Raw genomic sequence first — 14,325 nt, forward strand, 5'->3', positions numbered from 1 at the left:
ATCACGGGCAAGCCTGCGGCCGACAACATCCTCTCATTGATCCAGGCGCACAAGGTCACGTCGTTCTTCGCGCCGCCGACGATCTGGATCGCGGGCAAGCGCGAGCTGCGCCAGCGCTTCGTCGGCGGTGAACGCTCGACAAGGCGATCCAGAAGAATTTTGGGACTTGACGCATTCCTCTTCTCGCTCTCCCGCAAGAACAGGGAGAGCGAAAAAGGACGCCTCAATACTTCTTCACGTGGGCACCGAACGCGAACCACAGCGCCATCGACGCGAGGCCAAAACCGCCGAGCAGCAGGAACGTCGGGCCGTAGCCGATCCATTGCGCGATCCAGCCGCCAAGCGCGGGACTGAGGCTCGCGCCGATGCCCTGCACGGTGATCACGGCACCCTGGCCGAGATTGATGCGGCCGGTGCCGTTGAGCGCGCGCGCGACCATGCCGGGGACGGCAACCGTCTGGAGTCCCGTGCCGATGCCGTCGAGCACCTGCATCGGTACGACGCCCCACCAGCCCGTGACGAAGAAGGCGAGCACGCCGCGGATGGGCAGGAACATGAAGGAGACGAGGATGACAGGCCAGTAGTTGCGCTTGCTCGCCGCTTTCATGGCGATCAGCGACGTGATGATCATGACGCCTTGCGCGATCACCACGGTGGTCGCGACGAAGCTCGGGCCATTGGCTTGGCCTTCCGCGACCGCCGCCAGGCCATAGAGCGGAACGATGGCGGCATTGCCGAGATGAAACAGCGCGAGCGCCAATGCCAGCACCAGCAGCGCGCGGTGCTTGAGCAGCATCGTGAACGCGTCCGGCGCGCTGTCGGGATCGTCCTCCTTGCTGCCGCGCGCAGCGCGATCGTCGATCGCCTTGGCCGGGATCATCATCACGCAGGCGATCGCGATGGCGCCGAACACAGCCGCCAACACGAACACCGAGACGTAGCCGAACTTGTAACCCAGATAGCCCGACAGCGCGGCGCCGACCATGTTGCCGGCGTGGTTGAAGGCCTGGTTGCGGCCGTTGAGCGCGTTGAAGCCCTTCTGCTTGGCAATGCCGAGCGTGATGCCTGTGACAGCCGGCACGATCGCGGCGCTCGCAAGGGATTGTGCGACTTGCGAGAACGTCACTGCCCAGAAATTCTGCGAGATCAGGATGATCGCGGACGCGAGCACCACGCAGATGCCGGGAATCACGACCCACATCCGCTTGTTGCGGCTCGCGTCGATGAAGCCGCCGATCGGCGTGGTGATCAGCATGCCCGCGACATTGCCGATCGTCATCGCGGTGCCGATCAAGCCGCTCGCCCAGCCGCGCTCCTGGAGGAAGACGCCGACGAAAGGGCCGATGCCCGACTGCATGTCGGCCATGAAGAAGTTGAGAGCGAACAGGGGCCAGATACGAGACGAGGAGGGGGACCGCGATGTCATCGATACCAAAACGTGGTCTCAGCCGGGATACGGCGGGTGGGACATGATCCTTTCAGCCAATCGTTCTGGCGCGGACGAGAGTTTAACGGGCGCTGATCGGGTTGGTTCCAGGTTTCGCCCGGTCGGCGGGGCTTGCGATCACGGCCAGCAATTCCCTATTGACGTTGGATCGTCTTTGTCGGGAGTACGGCATGCCCCTCTGGACCTGCGAAACCTGCGGCGCGCAATTTCCGGGCGAAAATCCGCCAACGTCCTGTGAAATTTGCGAGGACGAACGGCAATACGTCGGCTGGAACGGACAGACTTTCCTCACGCGCGAGGCGCTCTCGGAACGTCACCGCATGGTCTGGCGCGACGACCTCGGCCTGACCGGCATCGCGCTCGAGCCAAGCTTTGCCATCGGTCAGCGCGCGCTGCTGGTGCCGCTCGCGGACGGCTGGCTGATGTGGGACTGCATCCCGCTGGCGACGCCGGAGGCGATCGCGCATGTGCGGTCGCTCGGCGGGTTGAAGGCGATTGCGATCTCGCATCCGCATTATTATGGCGCGCTCGCCGACTGGAGCGAGGCGTTCGGGGGCGTGCCGGTCTATTTGCACGCCGATGATCGCCAATGGGTGACGCGTCCGCATTCCTCGATCGTGCACTGGACCGGCGAAAGCCATCGCCTCTCCGACGATGTGCTGCTGCTGCGCACCGGCGGTCATTTCGCCGGCGCCACCATGCTGCACCATGCGAGTGGTGCGGACGGCAGGGGTGCGCTGCTCACCGGCGATATCGCGCAGGTGACGATGGATCGCCGCTTCGTCAGCTTCATGTACTCCTATCCGAACTACATGCCGCTCAACGCCGCCGCGGTGCGACGGATTGCGGCTGCCGTCGAGCCGCTGGCCTTCGACCGTGTCTACGGCGCCTGGTGGGATCGCAATATCGCCGCAGGCGCCAAGGCCGCATTCGCGGCCTCTGTCGCGCGCTATCTGGCCGCCATCGCATGAGCCGGCGCGAGACCGCATTTATCTTGCTGGTCCACAATAAATGGACTATAAGTACAGTTATTAAGCGTGACGCGACGATGCGTCTGCGGGACCGGCATGATCGATGCATCGCTGTTTCCGCGGCGCGCTTGCCGCGTGAGCGGGAGTTCGGTCCATGACGGCAGGGCGCGACTACGAGATCTTCGAGGCCGGCGACGTCGCGCTCCGGTCCGGGGTCGTCGTCCCTTCGCTCAAGCTCGCCTACAAGACCTACGGCACGCTCAGTCCGGACAAGGACAACGTGATTCTCTATCCGACCTCGTTCAGCGCGCAGCACGCCGACACCGAGTGGCTGATTGGCCCCGACGGGATGCTCGACCCTACGCGGTACTTCATCATCATCCCGAATCTGGTCGGTAACGGGCTGTCGTCCTCGCCGTCGAATACCGCCGCGCCGTTCCCGATCCTGACCTATCACGATGCCATCGCGGTCCAGCACCGGCTGCTCACCGAGCGGTTCGGCATCTCGAAGCTTGCCCTGGTCTATGGCTGGTCGATGGGCGGCATGCAGGCCTATCACTGGGCGGCGCTGCATCCCGATATGGTCGAGCGGGCGGCCGTCGTCTGCGGCAGTGCCCGCTGCGCGGCCTATAATTACGTCTTCCTGGAAAGCGTGAAGGCCGCGCTGACCGCCGACCCCGCCTTCCGCGACGGCCGCTTCGCCGAGAAGCCCGTCGCAGGCTATCGCGCCATGGGGCGCGTCTACGCGGGTTGGGCGATGTCGCACGGTTTCTATCGCGACGAGATCTGGCGCGAAGCGGGCTTCACCTCGCTGGACGACTATCTCGCCCGCAGCTGGGACGCGGCGTTTGCCCGGCGCGATGCCAACGATCTCCTGGCGCAGATTGGGATCTGGCAGAACGGCGATATCAGTCGCTGCGCCACATTCGACGGCGATCTCGATCGCGCGCTCGGTGCGATCACGGCCCACATGCTGCTGATGCCCGCTGCGACCGACCGCTATTTCGACGTGCGCGACAACGAGGACGAACTCGGCCGGCTGGTCAATGCGCGCTCTGCGGTGCTGCATCCGATCCCGTCGCTGCACGGCCATCGCGCCGGCAACCCCGTCAACAATCCGCGCGATCAGGCCTTCATCAAGGCCGAGATCGCGGAGCTCCTCAGCAAGTAGGACAGGCATCCGATCATGAGCGACGCAACGATTTCAGAGTCCGGCCATCGCTTGAAGCCGCTGGCGCCGACGATGCTGCGGGAATTGTCGGTGCGCTCCAATCTCAGAGGTGCCGCGCAAAGCCTCAGCCATTACGGCCTCGTCGTACTAGTCGGCGCGCTGATCTGGAGGGTCTCTTCGACCTGGGGTGTCTTTTGGGCGCTGCCGCTGATAGCGGTGCAGGGCTATCTCGTCGCCTTCCTGTTCATGGCCGTGCACGAGACCGCGCACAAGACGGCGTTCAAGAGCCGCGGTCTCAACCTCGTGGTCGGCTACCTCTCGGGTTTCATCATCGGATTGCCTTACGAATATTATTGCCTGTTTCACTGGGACCATCACCGCTACACCCAGGATCCGGACAAGGACCCTGAACTGGTCGTCGGCGTGAAACCGAAATCCGACACGCAGCTCGCGCTCGCCTATAGCGGCGTGCTTCAGGTCGCCGGACGCCTGCGGCTGATGCTCGGCCATGCCGTCACCGGCAAGGTCGTCGTGCCCTGGATTCCCGAGAACAGGCGCGCCATCATCGTCACCGAGGCGCGCGTCTATGCCGCGCTCTATGCGTTGCTGCTCGTTCTGTCCTTGTGGTTCTCGTCGGCGCTGCTGCTCTGGGTCTGGATCGTCCCGCTGATCATTGGGCAGTTCTTCCTGCGGCCCTATCTCTACGCCGAGCACACCGGCTGCGAGCGTACCCGCAGCGCATTCCAGAACACGCGCACCACCTACACCGGCGCGATCGTCAAATGGATCGCGTGGAACATGCCCTATCATGTCGAGCACCACGCTTATCCCTCGATCCCGTTCCACGCGCTGCCGAAGCTGAACGGGATCGTCGACGGCGAGATCGTCCATCGTGGCCGCGGCTACATCAGGACGACGCGCGAGACGTGGGCCTGGTTTCGGCGACATAGACAGGCCGGCTAGCCGAAGAAAGTTGACGCGCAAAGGCCCCGATCGCGGTGCGATCGGGGCTTTGTCGTGAATACGAGATATCAGTAGATCCCGTACGCGCACACGTTGACGACGCGGACGCGCAGGCCGTGGCGGGTCTGGACGACGCGCTCCTGATAGCAATTGTTGACGCCGCTGTTGACGTAGACGCCGCCAAAGCCCCAGCTGGGACCCCAGTGATGGTGAAAGCCGTGGGCCGACGCGGCGGTGGGGGCGAGAGCGGCAACGCCGAGCGAGCCGGCGGCGATCAGACCAAGTGCAAGCTTACGAAACATCTTCATTCTCCAGTGTGGCGCAAGGGCCGTTGTTGTGTCCCTGCATCTCGGTCGAGCCGAAACGCGGATGCGTTCATGCAGGCAGGGGAGAATCGTGTTTCAGGAGTGTTTCGTCGGTCGCGGCGCGTTGCGCCGCCGTCCTGTTTTCCGCGCCGCGCGATAGCGCACAGCCATCGCCTCTGTCAGCTCCGCCATCTTCTCGCGCAGATCGGCCGGTTCCAGCACTTCGGCCTCGGGCCCGAGCCGCAACAATTCGGCGGCGGCATGCCATGACGTCTTGCCGGTCGGCACTCTGGCAATGCGCCAGCCATCTGCATCTGCGGTGTCTTCGAGCTGCGTACGCGCCCTGACGTAAGGTTGGCTCAGTGCGTCGAGCAGTTTCACGCCGAAGGGCGACAGCCGGACGATCGCGACATTGGGATGCATCTCGGCCTCGAGACGCAGCGTTGCGTCCCGCCAATAGCCGGCGAGATCGAAACCGGCGGGCCGCTCACAGCGATCGTCGAGCGCCGTGCAATCGAGCACGCGCGCGACGCGATAGGTCCGCACGCTGCCGTCGACCAGACCTGCGAGATACCAGCTGCCGCCTTTCAGCACGAGACCGAGCGGCGCGACGCGGCGGTGCTTCTCGGCGCGCCAGCTCTGGTAACGGATTTTGATCAGTGTCCCGCGCAGGGTCGCGGCAGCGATGGTGCGCAGATGCTTTGGCTCTTCCGCCTCGCCGAACCAGCCCGGCGCGTCGAGGTGAAAACGCTCCTGCATCCGGCTGGCATCTTCGCGCAAATTGGCGGGCAGGGCGGCCATCAGCTTGTTCTGTGCGGCGATCATCGCCGCATCCAGCCCGAGCGCCGCCGCCGGGCCTGGCAATCCCGCCAGGAACAGCGCTTCCGCCTCGCTTTGCGACAGACCGTTCAGTCGTACGCGATAACCGTCGAGCAGGCGATAGCCGCCCTCCGCACCGCGGTCGGCATAGACAGGGACGCCGGACGCCGCGAGCGCATCGATGTCGCGGTAGATCGTGCGCACCGAGACTTCGCAGGCCTCCGCGAGCTCGGGCGCGGTGACCTGCCTCTTGGCCTGGAGGGTGGTGAGGATCGACAGCATCCGGCTCGCGCGCATGATCCTTTAAACCATACCTGACACAGGATGTCAGGTATGGTCCGCTACAACGCCATCGCCAGCCGGCCAGATGGAGACCGCTATGACCGATCCGAACCGCATCACGTTATATTATTCGCCGCAAACCCGGGCCACCGGCACGCGGGTGCTGCTGGAGGAGCTGGGGGCGCCTTATGATCTTCATGTCCTCAACATGAAGGCCGGCGAGCAGCGCCAGCCGGCCTATCTCGCCATCAACCCGCTCGGCAAGGTGCCAGCGATCCGCCACCACGGGCAGCTTGTGACCGAGCAGGTCGCGATCACCATCTACCTCGCCGATCTTTTTCCGGAGGCGGGGCTGACGCCTGCGCTGAACGATCCGCTGCGCGGCCCCTATCTGCGCTGGATCGCCTATTACGGCTCATCCTTCGAGCCGGCCCTGATCGACAAGTTCATGCAGCGCGAGCCGGCACCGATCACGCAATCGCCGTATGCCGACTATGACGTCATGCTCGGCGCGCTCGAGGCGCAGCTGTCGAAGGGGCCGTATCTGCTCGGCGAACGCATGACGGCCGCGGATGTTCTCTGGGGTGTTGCGTTTAGCTGGACCATGATGTTCGGTATCGTGCCGAAGAAGGATGTATTCGTCCGCTATGCCGAACGGATGACGGCGCGGCCGGCGTTCCAGCGTATCACTGCGGCCGATGCCGAGATGGCTGCGCAGCATGCTGCGGCTGCCGGTGGGTAAGGCGCACTAGGCCGGGACGACACTGAGGGTGTGGCGCGCTGTTGCGAAATAATGTCCATCTCACTCAAAACCGAGGCAGTCGTTTTTCCGCGAACGCCTTGATGCCTTCCTTGATCTCGTCGCCGCGCATGCTGTCGCGGTGGCGCTGGTCGGCGGCTTGCTGGTCGAGTTCGCCGCGGGCGAATTCGTTGATCGCCCGCTTCATGCCGCGCATCGCCTGCGGAGCGTTGCCGGCGAGGATGTTGGCGAGCTTGTCGACCTCCTCGTCCAGAAACTCGACCGCCACCATATCGGTGAGGTAGCCGATCCGCAGCATCTCCGGCGCGCTGATCTTTTGCGCGGTCAGGAACAGTTTTTTTGCATTGTCGACGCCGAGCCGCGTCACGTAGCGTTTGATGCCGCTGCTGTAATAGTGCAGCCCGAGCCGGGCCGCGGGCATGAACATCTCCGCGGTATCGACGCCGATGCGGAAATCGCAGGCGAGCGCGAGATCGGTCGAGCCGCCATAGACGCCGCCATTGAGCCGGCAGATCGTGGGTACGCCCAGATCCTCCAGCCGGTTGACGACGACCTCGAACGCCGAGCCCGCGCTCTGCTGCTCGTTGGCACTGACGGCACGCTCGGCAACGGAATTGAGATCGTAGCCCGCGGAGAAGGCCCGTCCCGTGCCGGTCAGCACCAGCACGCGGATGGCGGGATCGGCCTCGACCCGGTCGAACAGTCTGACCAGCTCGCCGAGATCCTCGGCCTGGAGCCGGTTGAGATGTTGGGGCCTGTTGAGGCGAATGGTGGCGCGTGCGCCGGTGATTTCGAGCACGGGGCCAGAGGCCGCGTCGGTGATATCCGACATTCTTGTCTCCATTTATTTGTTTTCGAGCGTGCGCCGCTTCGCCTCTGCATCGATGGTCTCGGCGAGATCGGGATGCCGTGCCATCAGCACGCGGAAGTCGACGAGGTCGAGCACAAGGAGCCGCGACACCTTGGTGGTCGAGACATTGGCGCCGCGCAAATTGTTGCCGAGCAAGGCCATCTCGCCGAAGAAGGCGCCGTCGCCGAGCTGCACCTTCTTGCCGGGCAGGTCGACCTCGACCTCGCCGGCGGCGATGAAATACATGCAGTCGCCCTGCGTACCCTTGCGGATGATCATGGTGCGCGCCGGCAGCTCCATGGTGCGCAGCATGTGGGTGACGTCGGCGATGGCGGCCGGCCCAAGCGCCGCGAAGAACGGCACCTTGCTGACGGATTCCCAGGTCTTGAGGAAGTTGTCACGCCGGGTCTCGGCGGCAAAGCCGGTCGCCAGGATGCCGGTCCAGAGGCCGAACACACCGAGGCCGGAGATCATCACCAGCGCGGCCACCATGCGGCCCAGCGGCGTCACCGGCACGACGTCGCCATAGCCCGTCGTCGTCAGGGTTGCGACGGCCCACCACAGTGCGGCGGGGACGCTGCCGAACGTCTGGGGCTGCACGTCCCGCTCCAGGAAATATTCCGCGACCGAGGCCAGGAAGACCACCATCAGGAAGATCACGAGCACGCTGACCAGCGGTCCCGATTCCAGCACCAGCACGCGGCGGAGCTGCCGCAGGCCGGGAATGCCGGGCACCACCTTCAGCACCCAGAGCACGCTGAGCAGCCACGCCGTCCTGGGCTCGATCCCGAGAATCAACGCGGCCGGCACAGCCAACGCTCCGACTGTGTCGACCAGCCCGGCGGAGGAGGACATGTAGAGTGCAAGGCGCCCCTGTCGCGCCATATGGCGTAGCCGGACCACCCATTCGAACACGAAGTAGACGAGGCAGGTCCAAAGCAGGGCATCGACCCAGCGATGCGCTGTCTCATAGGCCGGGTTGACCGTCAGCAGCACCATGGCGAGCACGCCGACGGCGACGGCCACGTAGGCCGCCCTGGTCATGTTGCGGCCGGCTGTGGCGGCCGCGAACTGGGCCATAGCGGAGATCAGCGGCTTGGACATGCGGGACGGCGGCTCGGTTTTGTCTTTGCGGTCCCCGGCTGGAACCTCGGTGCCAAAGTGCCTGCCCGGGCCGAGGTCGTCAACGACGGGCGCGTCCGCCGGCCACGCGCCGCTACTTGAAATGCGGCGGTTCGTCGTAGCCGCGACGGCTGCTGAAGAACAGCAGCACCATCAAGCCGATGCCGACAACAACGGAAAACCCGGCCCCCAGCGCCAGCGCCACATAGCCTTCCGTCGGGATCGGCTCGCCCTCGACCGTCATCGCGGAATAAGCGAAATAGCCAACCGCCGCCAACATTCCCAGCAGGAAGATGATGAGGAGTGCACGCATGGCGCGGTCTCCGGTTGATCCGAGAACAAACGGTTGTGGACGGGGACGGTTCCCGGACTAGGGCCCCCCGGTCGCTCGGCCCGCCGCAGGCGGGCGTCTCGAAGGATGGCCGCAGTCGAGCTTCGATAGGTCAGGCACTCTGAGCTGTCTTCACCACCACGACATTGCTCTCGTCGTGGTGGGGAGGGGCCACATCCTGAGCTGCCTTCTCGCTCTCGCCGGCATGGCGCTTGAGGTAGTCGCGGCGCATGCCGATCTCGTCGCGGACGAATTCGTAGCCGAGCTTGAACGTGTCGAGCCCGTCGGTACTGATCGTGCCGTCTCTGAGGCCGATGACGGCGCCGCGTAAAATGCCTTCCAGCTCGTCCTGGAGACATTCGAGCTGGTCCAGCGAATGAGCGTGTTCGATCCGCTCACCGATGTCGAGAATGGCGGTGGAGAGCTCGCTCGCCTTCTCCGGCGCGATCCGGGTGATCTTGGCGTAGATCGCGGCGAAGATCGAGCCGATGACGCTGAGCGCGGCAGCGCCCAGATACATCAGGTCGCTGTACTTATCCATGAACGACTTGGTGTCGTCGTTGATGTAGTCGGCCGCCCCTTGATGCGCCATCACGAAGGCGTCCTTCTCGACGGAGGCGGGCTCGATTCTGCTGGCAAAGCCGCTGTCGAGCCCGAGCGCGGACTTGTTCTCGTAGACGGTGCGCGCGAGTTCCCCGGCCGCCGTCGGCGACATCCTGGATTGGGCGACCAGCAACCATTCGAGACCGATCGTGTCGAGATCGTCGTCGGGAATTTCCGGCGATGCAGACAGCGTCCCCGCCGTCAGCGTCTCGCTGGAAATGCCGGGGATCCTGCGCGCCAGCGCTTTCGCCTCGTCGATCGCGTTCAGTGTGAAGCCGCCACGCCTGGCGACCTGCTCATACGCCTTGTCCCGCACCGCCCGCGAGGCGTGAACGATGGCGACGACCGCGCCAAAGCCGCTCGCCGGCGCGAACAGCTTGTCGAGCGTTGCGCCCTGCGGCGCCATCTGGATCTTCGCCGCGTCCGGACCGTCGGGAATGTCGAGGATGCCGCGGACGAAGGCGAGCGAGGATTCGCTGTCGGCGAGGACGGCGACCTTCTTCTTCTTCAGCTCGGCGAGCGACTTGATCTTTTTGTTGCCGGGCCCGAGCAGCAGCACGAGATCGTGCTCGAGGATCGCGAGCGTGCGTGCCCGCAGCGGCACCTTGGCGTCGGTGCGGAGCACCGCGAGGTCGGCCTGCTTGCGGTCGAACTGGGCGATCGCCTTGGCGTTGTCGGCGTTGTTGACGATCTTGATCCGGAAGCGCGAGGCGTTGTTCTTCAGGACGGCGGCGAGCTTGGCTGCGAACAGCGCCTCATCGCTGTTGGGCGCGCCGACGGCAAAGGTCAGCGTTTCCGAATTGTGCACCAGCATGCGGCCGCCCCAGACGGTGGCAAGCGACAACAGCAGGGTCAGCACGACGTAGAGGAAGACCTGCTGCTGGTTGGTCTTGATCACCTTGGGTCGCCGGGGCGGTGGCTCGATCGGCGATGAGGTCGGGCCCTCAGTACTCATGGCAGCACTCTGGCCTTATGCTTCCGGTGGCGGGCGGCTCGCGGATGTGATCGCTGCGGTCGCCCTGCAATTCGTAAACGTCTGAAAAAAGAACGATATTCTCTACCGGCGATGATAGCGCGCAGCCCGCGGAATGCAAATTCCGAGCCGAAGGTAACCTTACTCAAGTCGGCCGCGGCGATTGGCCATCCTATCACCAGTTAGCCACAGTTGGCGATTTTCCGGTTCCCCCCGGCTGCATTCCGCCGCGGGAGGTGTCATAAATCGCAAGTTCCGGCGATTTGACCGGTCCAGGAAGAGATTGCGCTGAACGCTCCAATTCTTCTTGTCACGTCAACGAGGGCGCCTTGTCGTTTCCACCCCTGTCATCGGCGGTTCCGGTCGAAGCCCTCATTGGTTGGATGTTGCTGCTGACGTTCAAGCACATCATCGCCGATTTCGTCCTCCAGACCGCCTGGATGGCGCACGGCAAGGACCAGAAGCACGGCTGGGCCCTGCCGCTCCTGGTACACTGCCTGGTTCACCTCGCGGTTGCGCTGCCGCTGATCCTGATCGTGGCGCCGAAATTCTGGTTCGTGGCGTTGATCGACTTCGTGATCCACATCACGATCGACCGCGCCAAGGGCCTCGTCTCGGCCAATTTCGGCGTCGACCTTGCGCATCCCTGGTTCTGGACCCTGATCGGTGTCGACCAGGCCCTGCACCATCTGACCGGCTTCGGCCTCTCCATCTTCATGGCGGCGAACTGACGGACGACGGCCCTCTGAAGTGGCTGTCGGGCCTGCATGGTTCGAGACGGCGCTTCGCGCCTCCTCACCATGAGGGTGAGAATCTTTCAGCAGAAAACAGACCTCACCCTGAGGGCACGCCGAAGGCGGGCGTCTCGAAGGATGGCCACAGAGAAACCCTTTCCAGCCCATTGATTCGCTGCCCACGCGCAAGCACCCCGGGCGACTACCGGGCAGCGTGGTTAACCTTTCATTAGAGAATTGCACTGCATCTTCGCCCACGAGGGAGAACTGCAATGTTTTCAAGCCGCGATACCTTTGAAGGCGATTCGTGCCCGGTCCGCGACGAGCTCCTTGGCGAGATGTACCGCGCCAGCGAGAGTGGCCTGCCGAGGTTGGTTGAAAGTGTTTCCCCAGACGCGCGCGCCAGGCTGGCGCTGTTCTGCTATCGCCGCAGCCATTTGCACTCGCTGGCGGTCGCGATCGCCGGCAGCTGTAACGAGCGCGACCTGATCGAGAACGGCGGCCGTGTCGGTTCGACGCTCTACGCGCTCGCGCGCGAAGGCGCGGCGAAATCCTCGCCGTCGCTGTCCGGTGGCCGCAAGCCGATCACGCTGTCGACCAAGCCGCTCTCGGTGCTCGCGCCGCTGGACGACGAGATCGACGACGAGATCAGTGAAGCCGTCCCGGCCTAAACGCTCGCGATAATTGGCAGCCCGAATTTCCGTCGCGCCATCGCGCATTCGGCATCACCCGGCATGCATGTGCGGCACACCTCCGGCCGCACTGCGTAGATGCCGCACGCGGTCGCTTTTCCAATTTCTCCCTGCAACGCCGAACAGCGATCGCCTTCGCAGCGCATGCCGGATTGACGCGCGTTGACGAGCGCTTCGGGAATCGCGGCGAGCTCCTCGTCGCTCTCGATCGAGAAGCGAGGCCAGTTCGCCGAATAGCCGCAGCAGGCGCCGCAACTCTGGCAACAGCTCGACAGGTCGACGGGGGCGTTCTCGTCCATCGTCACGTGTCCTTCACGTATCCTTGGGCGGGCCCCAGACCAGGCTTTGCCGCCATTTCGCGCGCAGCACGTCGCGCCTTTCAGGATATCTCTCGTCGGGATAGCTCGCATCCACCACGCGGTCAGTGCGGAAGCTGCGGAAGTCGCCGCGCAGCTCGCACCAGGCCGCGAGCAGGCGCACGGCTTCGAGATAGCCGATCGAAATCGGCCAGATCATGCGCTCGCTGGCGCGGCCCTGCTCGTCGCGATAGCGCAGCATGATCTTCTTGCCTTCGTGGATCTGGGTGCGCGTGCGTGCCATGTCGAGGCGGTCCGGCTCCCTGTTCCAGCTCGGCCGGGCCCGGCTTGCCGGCTCCAGCACGAAGGGGCGCAGGCGCTCGGGGACAGTGTCGGCGATCTTGGCCATCAAATCTTCAGCCGCGCGCGCCAGCGCGGGATCGGCATGGCCGGCGACCCATTGCGCGCCCAGCACCGCCGCCTCGATCTCGTCGGGTGTCAGCATCAAAGGCGGCAGGTCAAAACCCTTTTCCAGGATGTAGCCCATGCCGGCTTCACCGCGGATCGGCACGCGTTGGCCGATCAGCGTGGCGATGTCGCGATAGATCGTGCGCTTCGAGGTCTCGAGCTCGGCCGCGATGGCGTCCGCCGTCAACGGCTTACGCGTGCGCCTCAGCACCTGGATGATTTGAAACAGCCGGTCGGCGCGTCTCATGACGGGTCTCTTGTCGGTGGTTTTTCAGAAGGTGGCGCGCGGCTGCTGACAGGATGTTGGCAGCAGGGGAGTTCTATACCGGGACAACACGTCGACTGAAGAGGATTTGTCCATGATCATTCCAACTCATTTCGGCCCGGCCGCTGCGCTGTGGCGGACCCAGCCTCTACGGATCCAGCCTTTGCAAGTCCTGCGTTTGCAAGTCCGAGCCTGGTACGCATGGGCGTTCGGCCGCCTCGTATCGCTTGATCTCATGGTCCTCGACCTCCGCCTTGCGCTCGCGACCGTGGTGGCTCGCTTCCTGGTCCAGGCCGCGGACGGGCTGGTTCGTCATGTCATGGCCCGCGCCTGGCGGGGGGCCCGTTTCGCAGAAGATATCACGGCTGCTGCCACCATGGTGGCAGCAGCCCGCGGCTAAGTTCCCTCAACTCTTTCGGTCGTTTCAGGAGAGCCTTCATGATCACGCTTTACGGCTTTGGCGCCGGTTTCGGCCTGCCGGAAATCAGCCCCTTCGTCACCAAGACGGAGGTGCAGCTCAAGATGGCGGGATTGCCCTACCGGAAGGAGCGGGCGATGCCGCCCGCCTCTCCCAAGGGGCAGCTTCCTTTCATCGACGATGGCGGCGAGGCGGTGGCCGATTCCACCTTCATCCGCGCCCATATCGAGCGCCGCTACGGCTTCGATTTCGACGCCGGTCTGTCGCTCGTCGAGCGCGCGCAGGCTTGGGCATTCGAGCGCATGATCGAGCATCACGTTTATTTTGCGCTGGTCGGGGCGCGCTGGGTCGACCCGGTCAACTTCGCCAAGGGACCCGCGCATTTCTTCGACGGCGCGCCGGAGCACAATCGCGAGAAGTTGCGCGAGGACGCGCAATTCCGCGTCGCCGAGAACTACCTCCTTTCCGGACTAGGCCGCCACGCGCCCGATGACGACGTCGATCTCGCCGTGCGCTCGCTGTTTGCGCTCTCGGTGCAGCTCGGCGACAAATCCTATCTGATGAGCAACAAGCCCTGCGGCGTCGATGCCACCGCCTTCGGCGCACTCGCTGGGATCCTGACGCCGTTCTTCGAATCCGCCCTGCGCCGTCGCGCCGAAGGATTTCCGAACCTCACCGCTTATGTCGACCGGATGATGGACACTTACTATCCGGAGTTCGCCTGGACCCCGCTGCGGCAGGCGGCTTAAGCACGCGCCCTCTCCGCGCGCTCGCTGCAACCTCGCCCGCTTGCGAGGGCTTTGCGTAAATCGCGAATCTGCGATTCTCTAAGAGACATCTGAAGAGGATCTGGGG

At 64.4% G+C, this 14,325-nt stretch carries 17 protein-coding genes; 8 read left to right on the plus strand and 9 right to left on the minus strand.

The window, feature by feature from the left end:
• Window positions 1-223 precede the first annotated feature (223 nt).
• Window positions 224-1,426, minus strand: a complete 1,203-nt coding sequence (locus AC0L3A_RS27165) for an MFS transporter (protein ID WP_007599621.1) — start codon at window positions 1,424-1,426, stop codon at window positions 224-226.
• 191 nt (window positions 1,427-1,617) lie between these two features.
• Between AC0L3A_RS27165 and AC0L3A_RS27170 the strand changes: the two genes are divergently transcribed.
• From AC0L3A_RS27170 to AC0L3A_RS27180, 3 genes are all read left to right on the plus strand, one after another.
• The gene (locus AC0L3A_RS27170; protein WP_354159556.1) at window positions 1,618-2,418 is read left to right on the plus strand and encodes an MBL fold metallo-hydrolase; all 801 of its coding nucleotides are present in this window, start codon (window positions 1,618-1,620) and stop codon (window positions 2,416-2,418) included.
• A 154-nt stretch (window positions 2,419-2,572) separates the two neighbouring features.
• Window positions 2,573-3,589: an alpha/beta fold hydrolase gene (locus AC0L3A_RS27175; RefSeq protein ID WP_473255463.1), complete on the plus strand. Its 1,017-nt coding sequence runs from the start codon at window positions 2,573-2,575 to the stop codon at window positions 3,587-3,589.
• A gap of 15 nt (window positions 3,590-3,604) precedes the next feature.
• Window positions 3,605-4,552 carry a fatty acid desaturase gene (locus AC0L3A_RS27180; protein ID WP_219682951.1) on the plus strand — a complete coding sequence of 316 codons (948 nt, stop codon included), beginning with the start codon at window positions 3,605-3,607 and terminating at the stop codon, window positions 4,550-4,552.
• A 68-nt stretch (window positions 4,553-4,620) separates the two neighbouring features.
• On the opposite strand, the gene AC0L3A_RS27185 is transcribed toward AC0L3A_RS27180, so the two are convergent.
• Together AC0L3A_RS27185 and AC0L3A_RS27190 are read right to left on the minus strand one after the other, a co-directional pair.
• On the minus strand, window positions 4,621-4,854 hold the full coding sequence (locus AC0L3A_RS27185; protein WP_007599629.1) for a hypothetical protein: 234 nt from the start codon (window positions 4,852-4,854) through the stop codon (window positions 4,621-4,623).
• 99 nt (window positions 4,855-4,953) lie between these two features.
• Window positions 4,954-5,973, minus strand: coding sequence for a helix-turn-helix transcriptional regulator (locus AC0L3A_RS27190; protein WP_473255464.1), 1,020 nt, complete (start codon window positions 5,971-5,973; stop codon window positions 4,954-4,956).
• A gap of 82 nt (window positions 5,974-6,055) precedes the next feature.
• Here AC0L3A_RS27190 and AC0L3A_RS27195 point away from each other — a divergent pair, with 82 nt between their 5' ends.
• Window positions 6,056-6,700: a glutathione S-transferase family protein gene (locus AC0L3A_RS27195; RefSeq protein ID WP_219682949.1), complete on the plus strand. Its 645-nt coding sequence runs from the start codon at window positions 6,056-6,058 to the stop codon at window positions 6,698-6,700.
• Between the two features lie 64 nt (window positions 6,701-6,764).
• Here AC0L3A_RS27195 and AC0L3A_RS27200 read toward each other — a convergent pair whose 3' ends face one another.
• From AC0L3A_RS27200 to AC0L3A_RS27215, 4 genes are all read right to left on the minus strand, one after another.
• Window positions 6,765-7,550, minus strand: a complete 786-nt coding sequence (locus tag AC0L3A_RS27200; protein WP_473255465.1) for an enoyl-CoA hydratase/isomerase family protein — start codon at window positions 7,548-7,550, stop codon at window positions 6,765-6,767.
• Between the two features lie 12 nt (window positions 7,551-7,562).
• A complete protein-coding gene (locus AC0L3A_RS27205; protein ID WP_007599633.1) occupies window positions 7,563-8,672 on the minus strand; it encodes a cyclic nucleotide-gated ion channel in 1,110 nt (369 codons plus the stop codon).
• A 112-nt stretch (window positions 8,673-8,784) separates the two neighbouring features.
• Window positions 8,785-9,003 (minus strand): hypothetical protein, encoded by a 219-nt coding sequence (locus AC0L3A_RS27210; protein WP_007599638.1) that lies wholly within the window; start codon window positions 9,001-9,003, stop codon window positions 8,785-8,787.
• 130 nt (window positions 9,004-9,133) lie between these two features.
• Window positions 9,134-10,579 (minus strand): TAXI family TRAP transporter solute-binding subunit, encoded by a 1,446-nt coding sequence (locus AC0L3A_RS27215; RefSeq protein WP_007599640.1) that lies wholly within the window; start codon window positions 10,577-10,579, stop codon window positions 9,134-9,136.
• 401 nt (window positions 10,580-10,980) lie between these two features.
• Here AC0L3A_RS27215 and AC0L3A_RS27220 point away from each other — a divergent pair, with 401 nt between their 5' ends.
• Together AC0L3A_RS27220 and AC0L3A_RS27225 are read left to right on the plus strand one after the other, a co-directional pair.
• Window positions 10,981-11,328 carry a DUF3307 domain-containing protein gene (locus tag AC0L3A_RS27220; protein WP_018458457.1) on the plus strand — a complete coding sequence of 116 codons (348 nt, stop codon included), beginning with the start codon at window positions 10,981-10,983 and terminating at the stop codon, window positions 11,326-11,328.
• A 275-nt stretch (window positions 11,329-11,603) separates the two neighbouring features.
• Window positions 11,604-12,002 carry a hypothetical protein gene (locus tag AC0L3A_RS27225; RefSeq protein WP_007599645.1) on the plus strand — a complete coding sequence of 133 codons (399 nt, stop codon included), beginning with the start codon at window positions 11,604-11,606 and terminating at the stop codon, window positions 12,000-12,002.
• Here AC0L3A_RS27225 and AC0L3A_RS27230 read toward each other — a convergent pair.
• On the minus strand, window positions 11,999-12,322 hold the full coding sequence (locus AC0L3A_RS27230; RefSeq protein WP_007599647.1) for a YkgJ family cysteine cluster protein: 324 nt from the start codon (window positions 12,320-12,322) through the stop codon (window positions 11,999-12,001). The genes AC0L3A_RS27225 and AC0L3A_RS27230 overlap by 4 nt on opposite strands.
• A 13-nt stretch (window positions 12,323-12,335) precedes the next feature.
• Window positions 12,336-13,034: a helix-turn-helix transcriptional regulator gene (locus AC0L3A_RS27235; protein ID WP_007599649.1), complete on the minus strand. Its 699-nt coding sequence runs from the start codon at window positions 13,032-13,034 to the stop codon at window positions 12,336-12,338.
• A gap of 112 nt (window positions 13,035-13,146) precedes the next feature.
• Here AC0L3A_RS27235 and AC0L3A_RS27240 point away from each other — a divergent pair, with 112 nt between their 5' ends.
• Together AC0L3A_RS27240 and AC0L3A_RS27245 are read left to right on the plus strand one after the other, a co-directional pair.
• Window positions 13,147-13,452, plus strand: a complete 306-nt coding sequence (locus tag AC0L3A_RS27240; protein WP_473255466.1) for a hypothetical protein — start codon at window positions 13,147-13,149, stop codon at window positions 13,450-13,452.
• 38 nt (window positions 13,453-13,490) lie between these two features.
• Entirely contained in the window at window positions 13,491-14,219 is a 729-nt protein-coding gene (locus AC0L3A_RS27245; protein WP_473255467.1) for a glutathione S-transferase family protein, read from the plus strand.
• The last annotated feature ends 106 nt before the right edge of the window (window positions 14,220-14,325 follow it).

Source organism: Bradyrhizobium sp. MI1.3 (assembly GCF_055811695.1).

What these genes read in the sequence shown, in the direction of transcription:
- AC0L3A_RS27180 (WP_219682951.1), top strand. Translation starts at nt 3,605, where the DNA reads ATGAGCGACGCAACGATTTCAGAGTCCGGCCATCGCTTGAAGCCGCTG.
- AC0L3A_RS27175 (WP_473255463.1), top strand. Translation starts at nt 2,573, where the DNA reads ATGACGGCAGGGCGCGACTACGAGATCTTCGAGGCCGGCGACGTCGCG.
- AC0L3A_RS27205 (WP_007599633.1), bottom strand. Translation starts at nt 8,672, where the DNA reads ATGTCCAAGCCGCTGATCTCCGCTATGGCCCAGTTCGCGGCCGCCACA.
- AC0L3A_RS27165 (WP_007599621.1), bottom strand. Translation starts at nt 1,426, where the DNA reads ATGACATCGCGGTCCCCCTCCTCGTCTCGTATCTGGCCCCTGTTCGCT.
- AC0L3A_RS27230 (WP_007599647.1), bottom strand. Translation starts at nt 12,322, where the DNA reads ATGGACGAGAACGCCCCCGTCGACCTGTCGAGCTGTTGCCAGAGTTGC.
- AC0L3A_RS27245 (WP_473255467.1), top strand. Translation starts at nt 13,491, where the DNA reads ATGATCACGCTTTACGGCTTTGGCGCCGGTTTCGGCCTGCCGGAAATC.
- AC0L3A_RS27240 (WP_473255466.1), top strand. Translation starts at nt 13,147, where the DNA reads ATGATCATTCCAACTCATTTCGGCCCGGCCGCTGCGCTGTGGCGGACC.
- AC0L3A_RS27215 (WP_007599640.1), bottom strand. Translation starts at nt 10,579, where the DNA reads ATGAGTACTGAGGGCCCGACCTCATCGCCGATCGAGCCACCGCCCCGG.
- AC0L3A_RS27220 (WP_018458457.1), top strand. Translation starts at nt 10,981, where the DNA reads ATGTTGCTGCTGACGTTCAAGCACATCATCGCCGATTTCGTCCTCCAG.
- AC0L3A_RS27200 (WP_473255465.1), bottom strand. Translation starts at nt 7,550, where the DNA reads ATGTCGGATATCACCGACGCGGCCTCTGGCCCCGTGCTCGAAATCACC.
- AC0L3A_RS27195 (WP_219682949.1), top strand. Translation starts at nt 6,056, where the DNA reads ATGACCGATCCGAACCGCATCACGTTATATTATTCGCCGCAAACCCGG.
- AC0L3A_RS27190 (WP_473255464.1), bottom strand. Translation starts at nt 5,973, where the DNA reads ATGCGCGCGAGCCGGATGCTGTCGATCCTCACCACCCTCCAGGCCAAG.
- AC0L3A_RS27235 (WP_007599649.1), bottom strand. Translation starts at nt 13,034, where the DNA reads ATGAGACGCGCCGACCGGCTGTTTCAAATCATCCAGGTGCTGAGGCGC.
- AC0L3A_RS27225 (WP_007599645.1), top strand. Translation starts at nt 11,604, where the DNA reads ATGTTTTCAAGCCGCGATACCTTTGAAGGCGATTCGTGCCCGGTCCGC.
- AC0L3A_RS27210 (WP_007599638.1), bottom strand. Translation starts at nt 9,003, where the DNA reads ATGCGTGCACTCCTCATCATCTTCCTGCTGGGAATGTTGGCGGCGGTT.
- AC0L3A_RS27185 (WP_007599629.1), bottom strand. Translation starts at nt 4,854, where the DNA reads ATGTTTCGTAAGCTTGCACTTGGTCTGATCGCCGCCGGCTCGCTCGGC.
- AC0L3A_RS27170 (WP_354159556.1), top strand. Translation starts at nt 1,618, where the DNA reads ATGCCCCTCTGGACCTGCGAAACCTGCGGCGCGCAATTTCCGGGCGAA.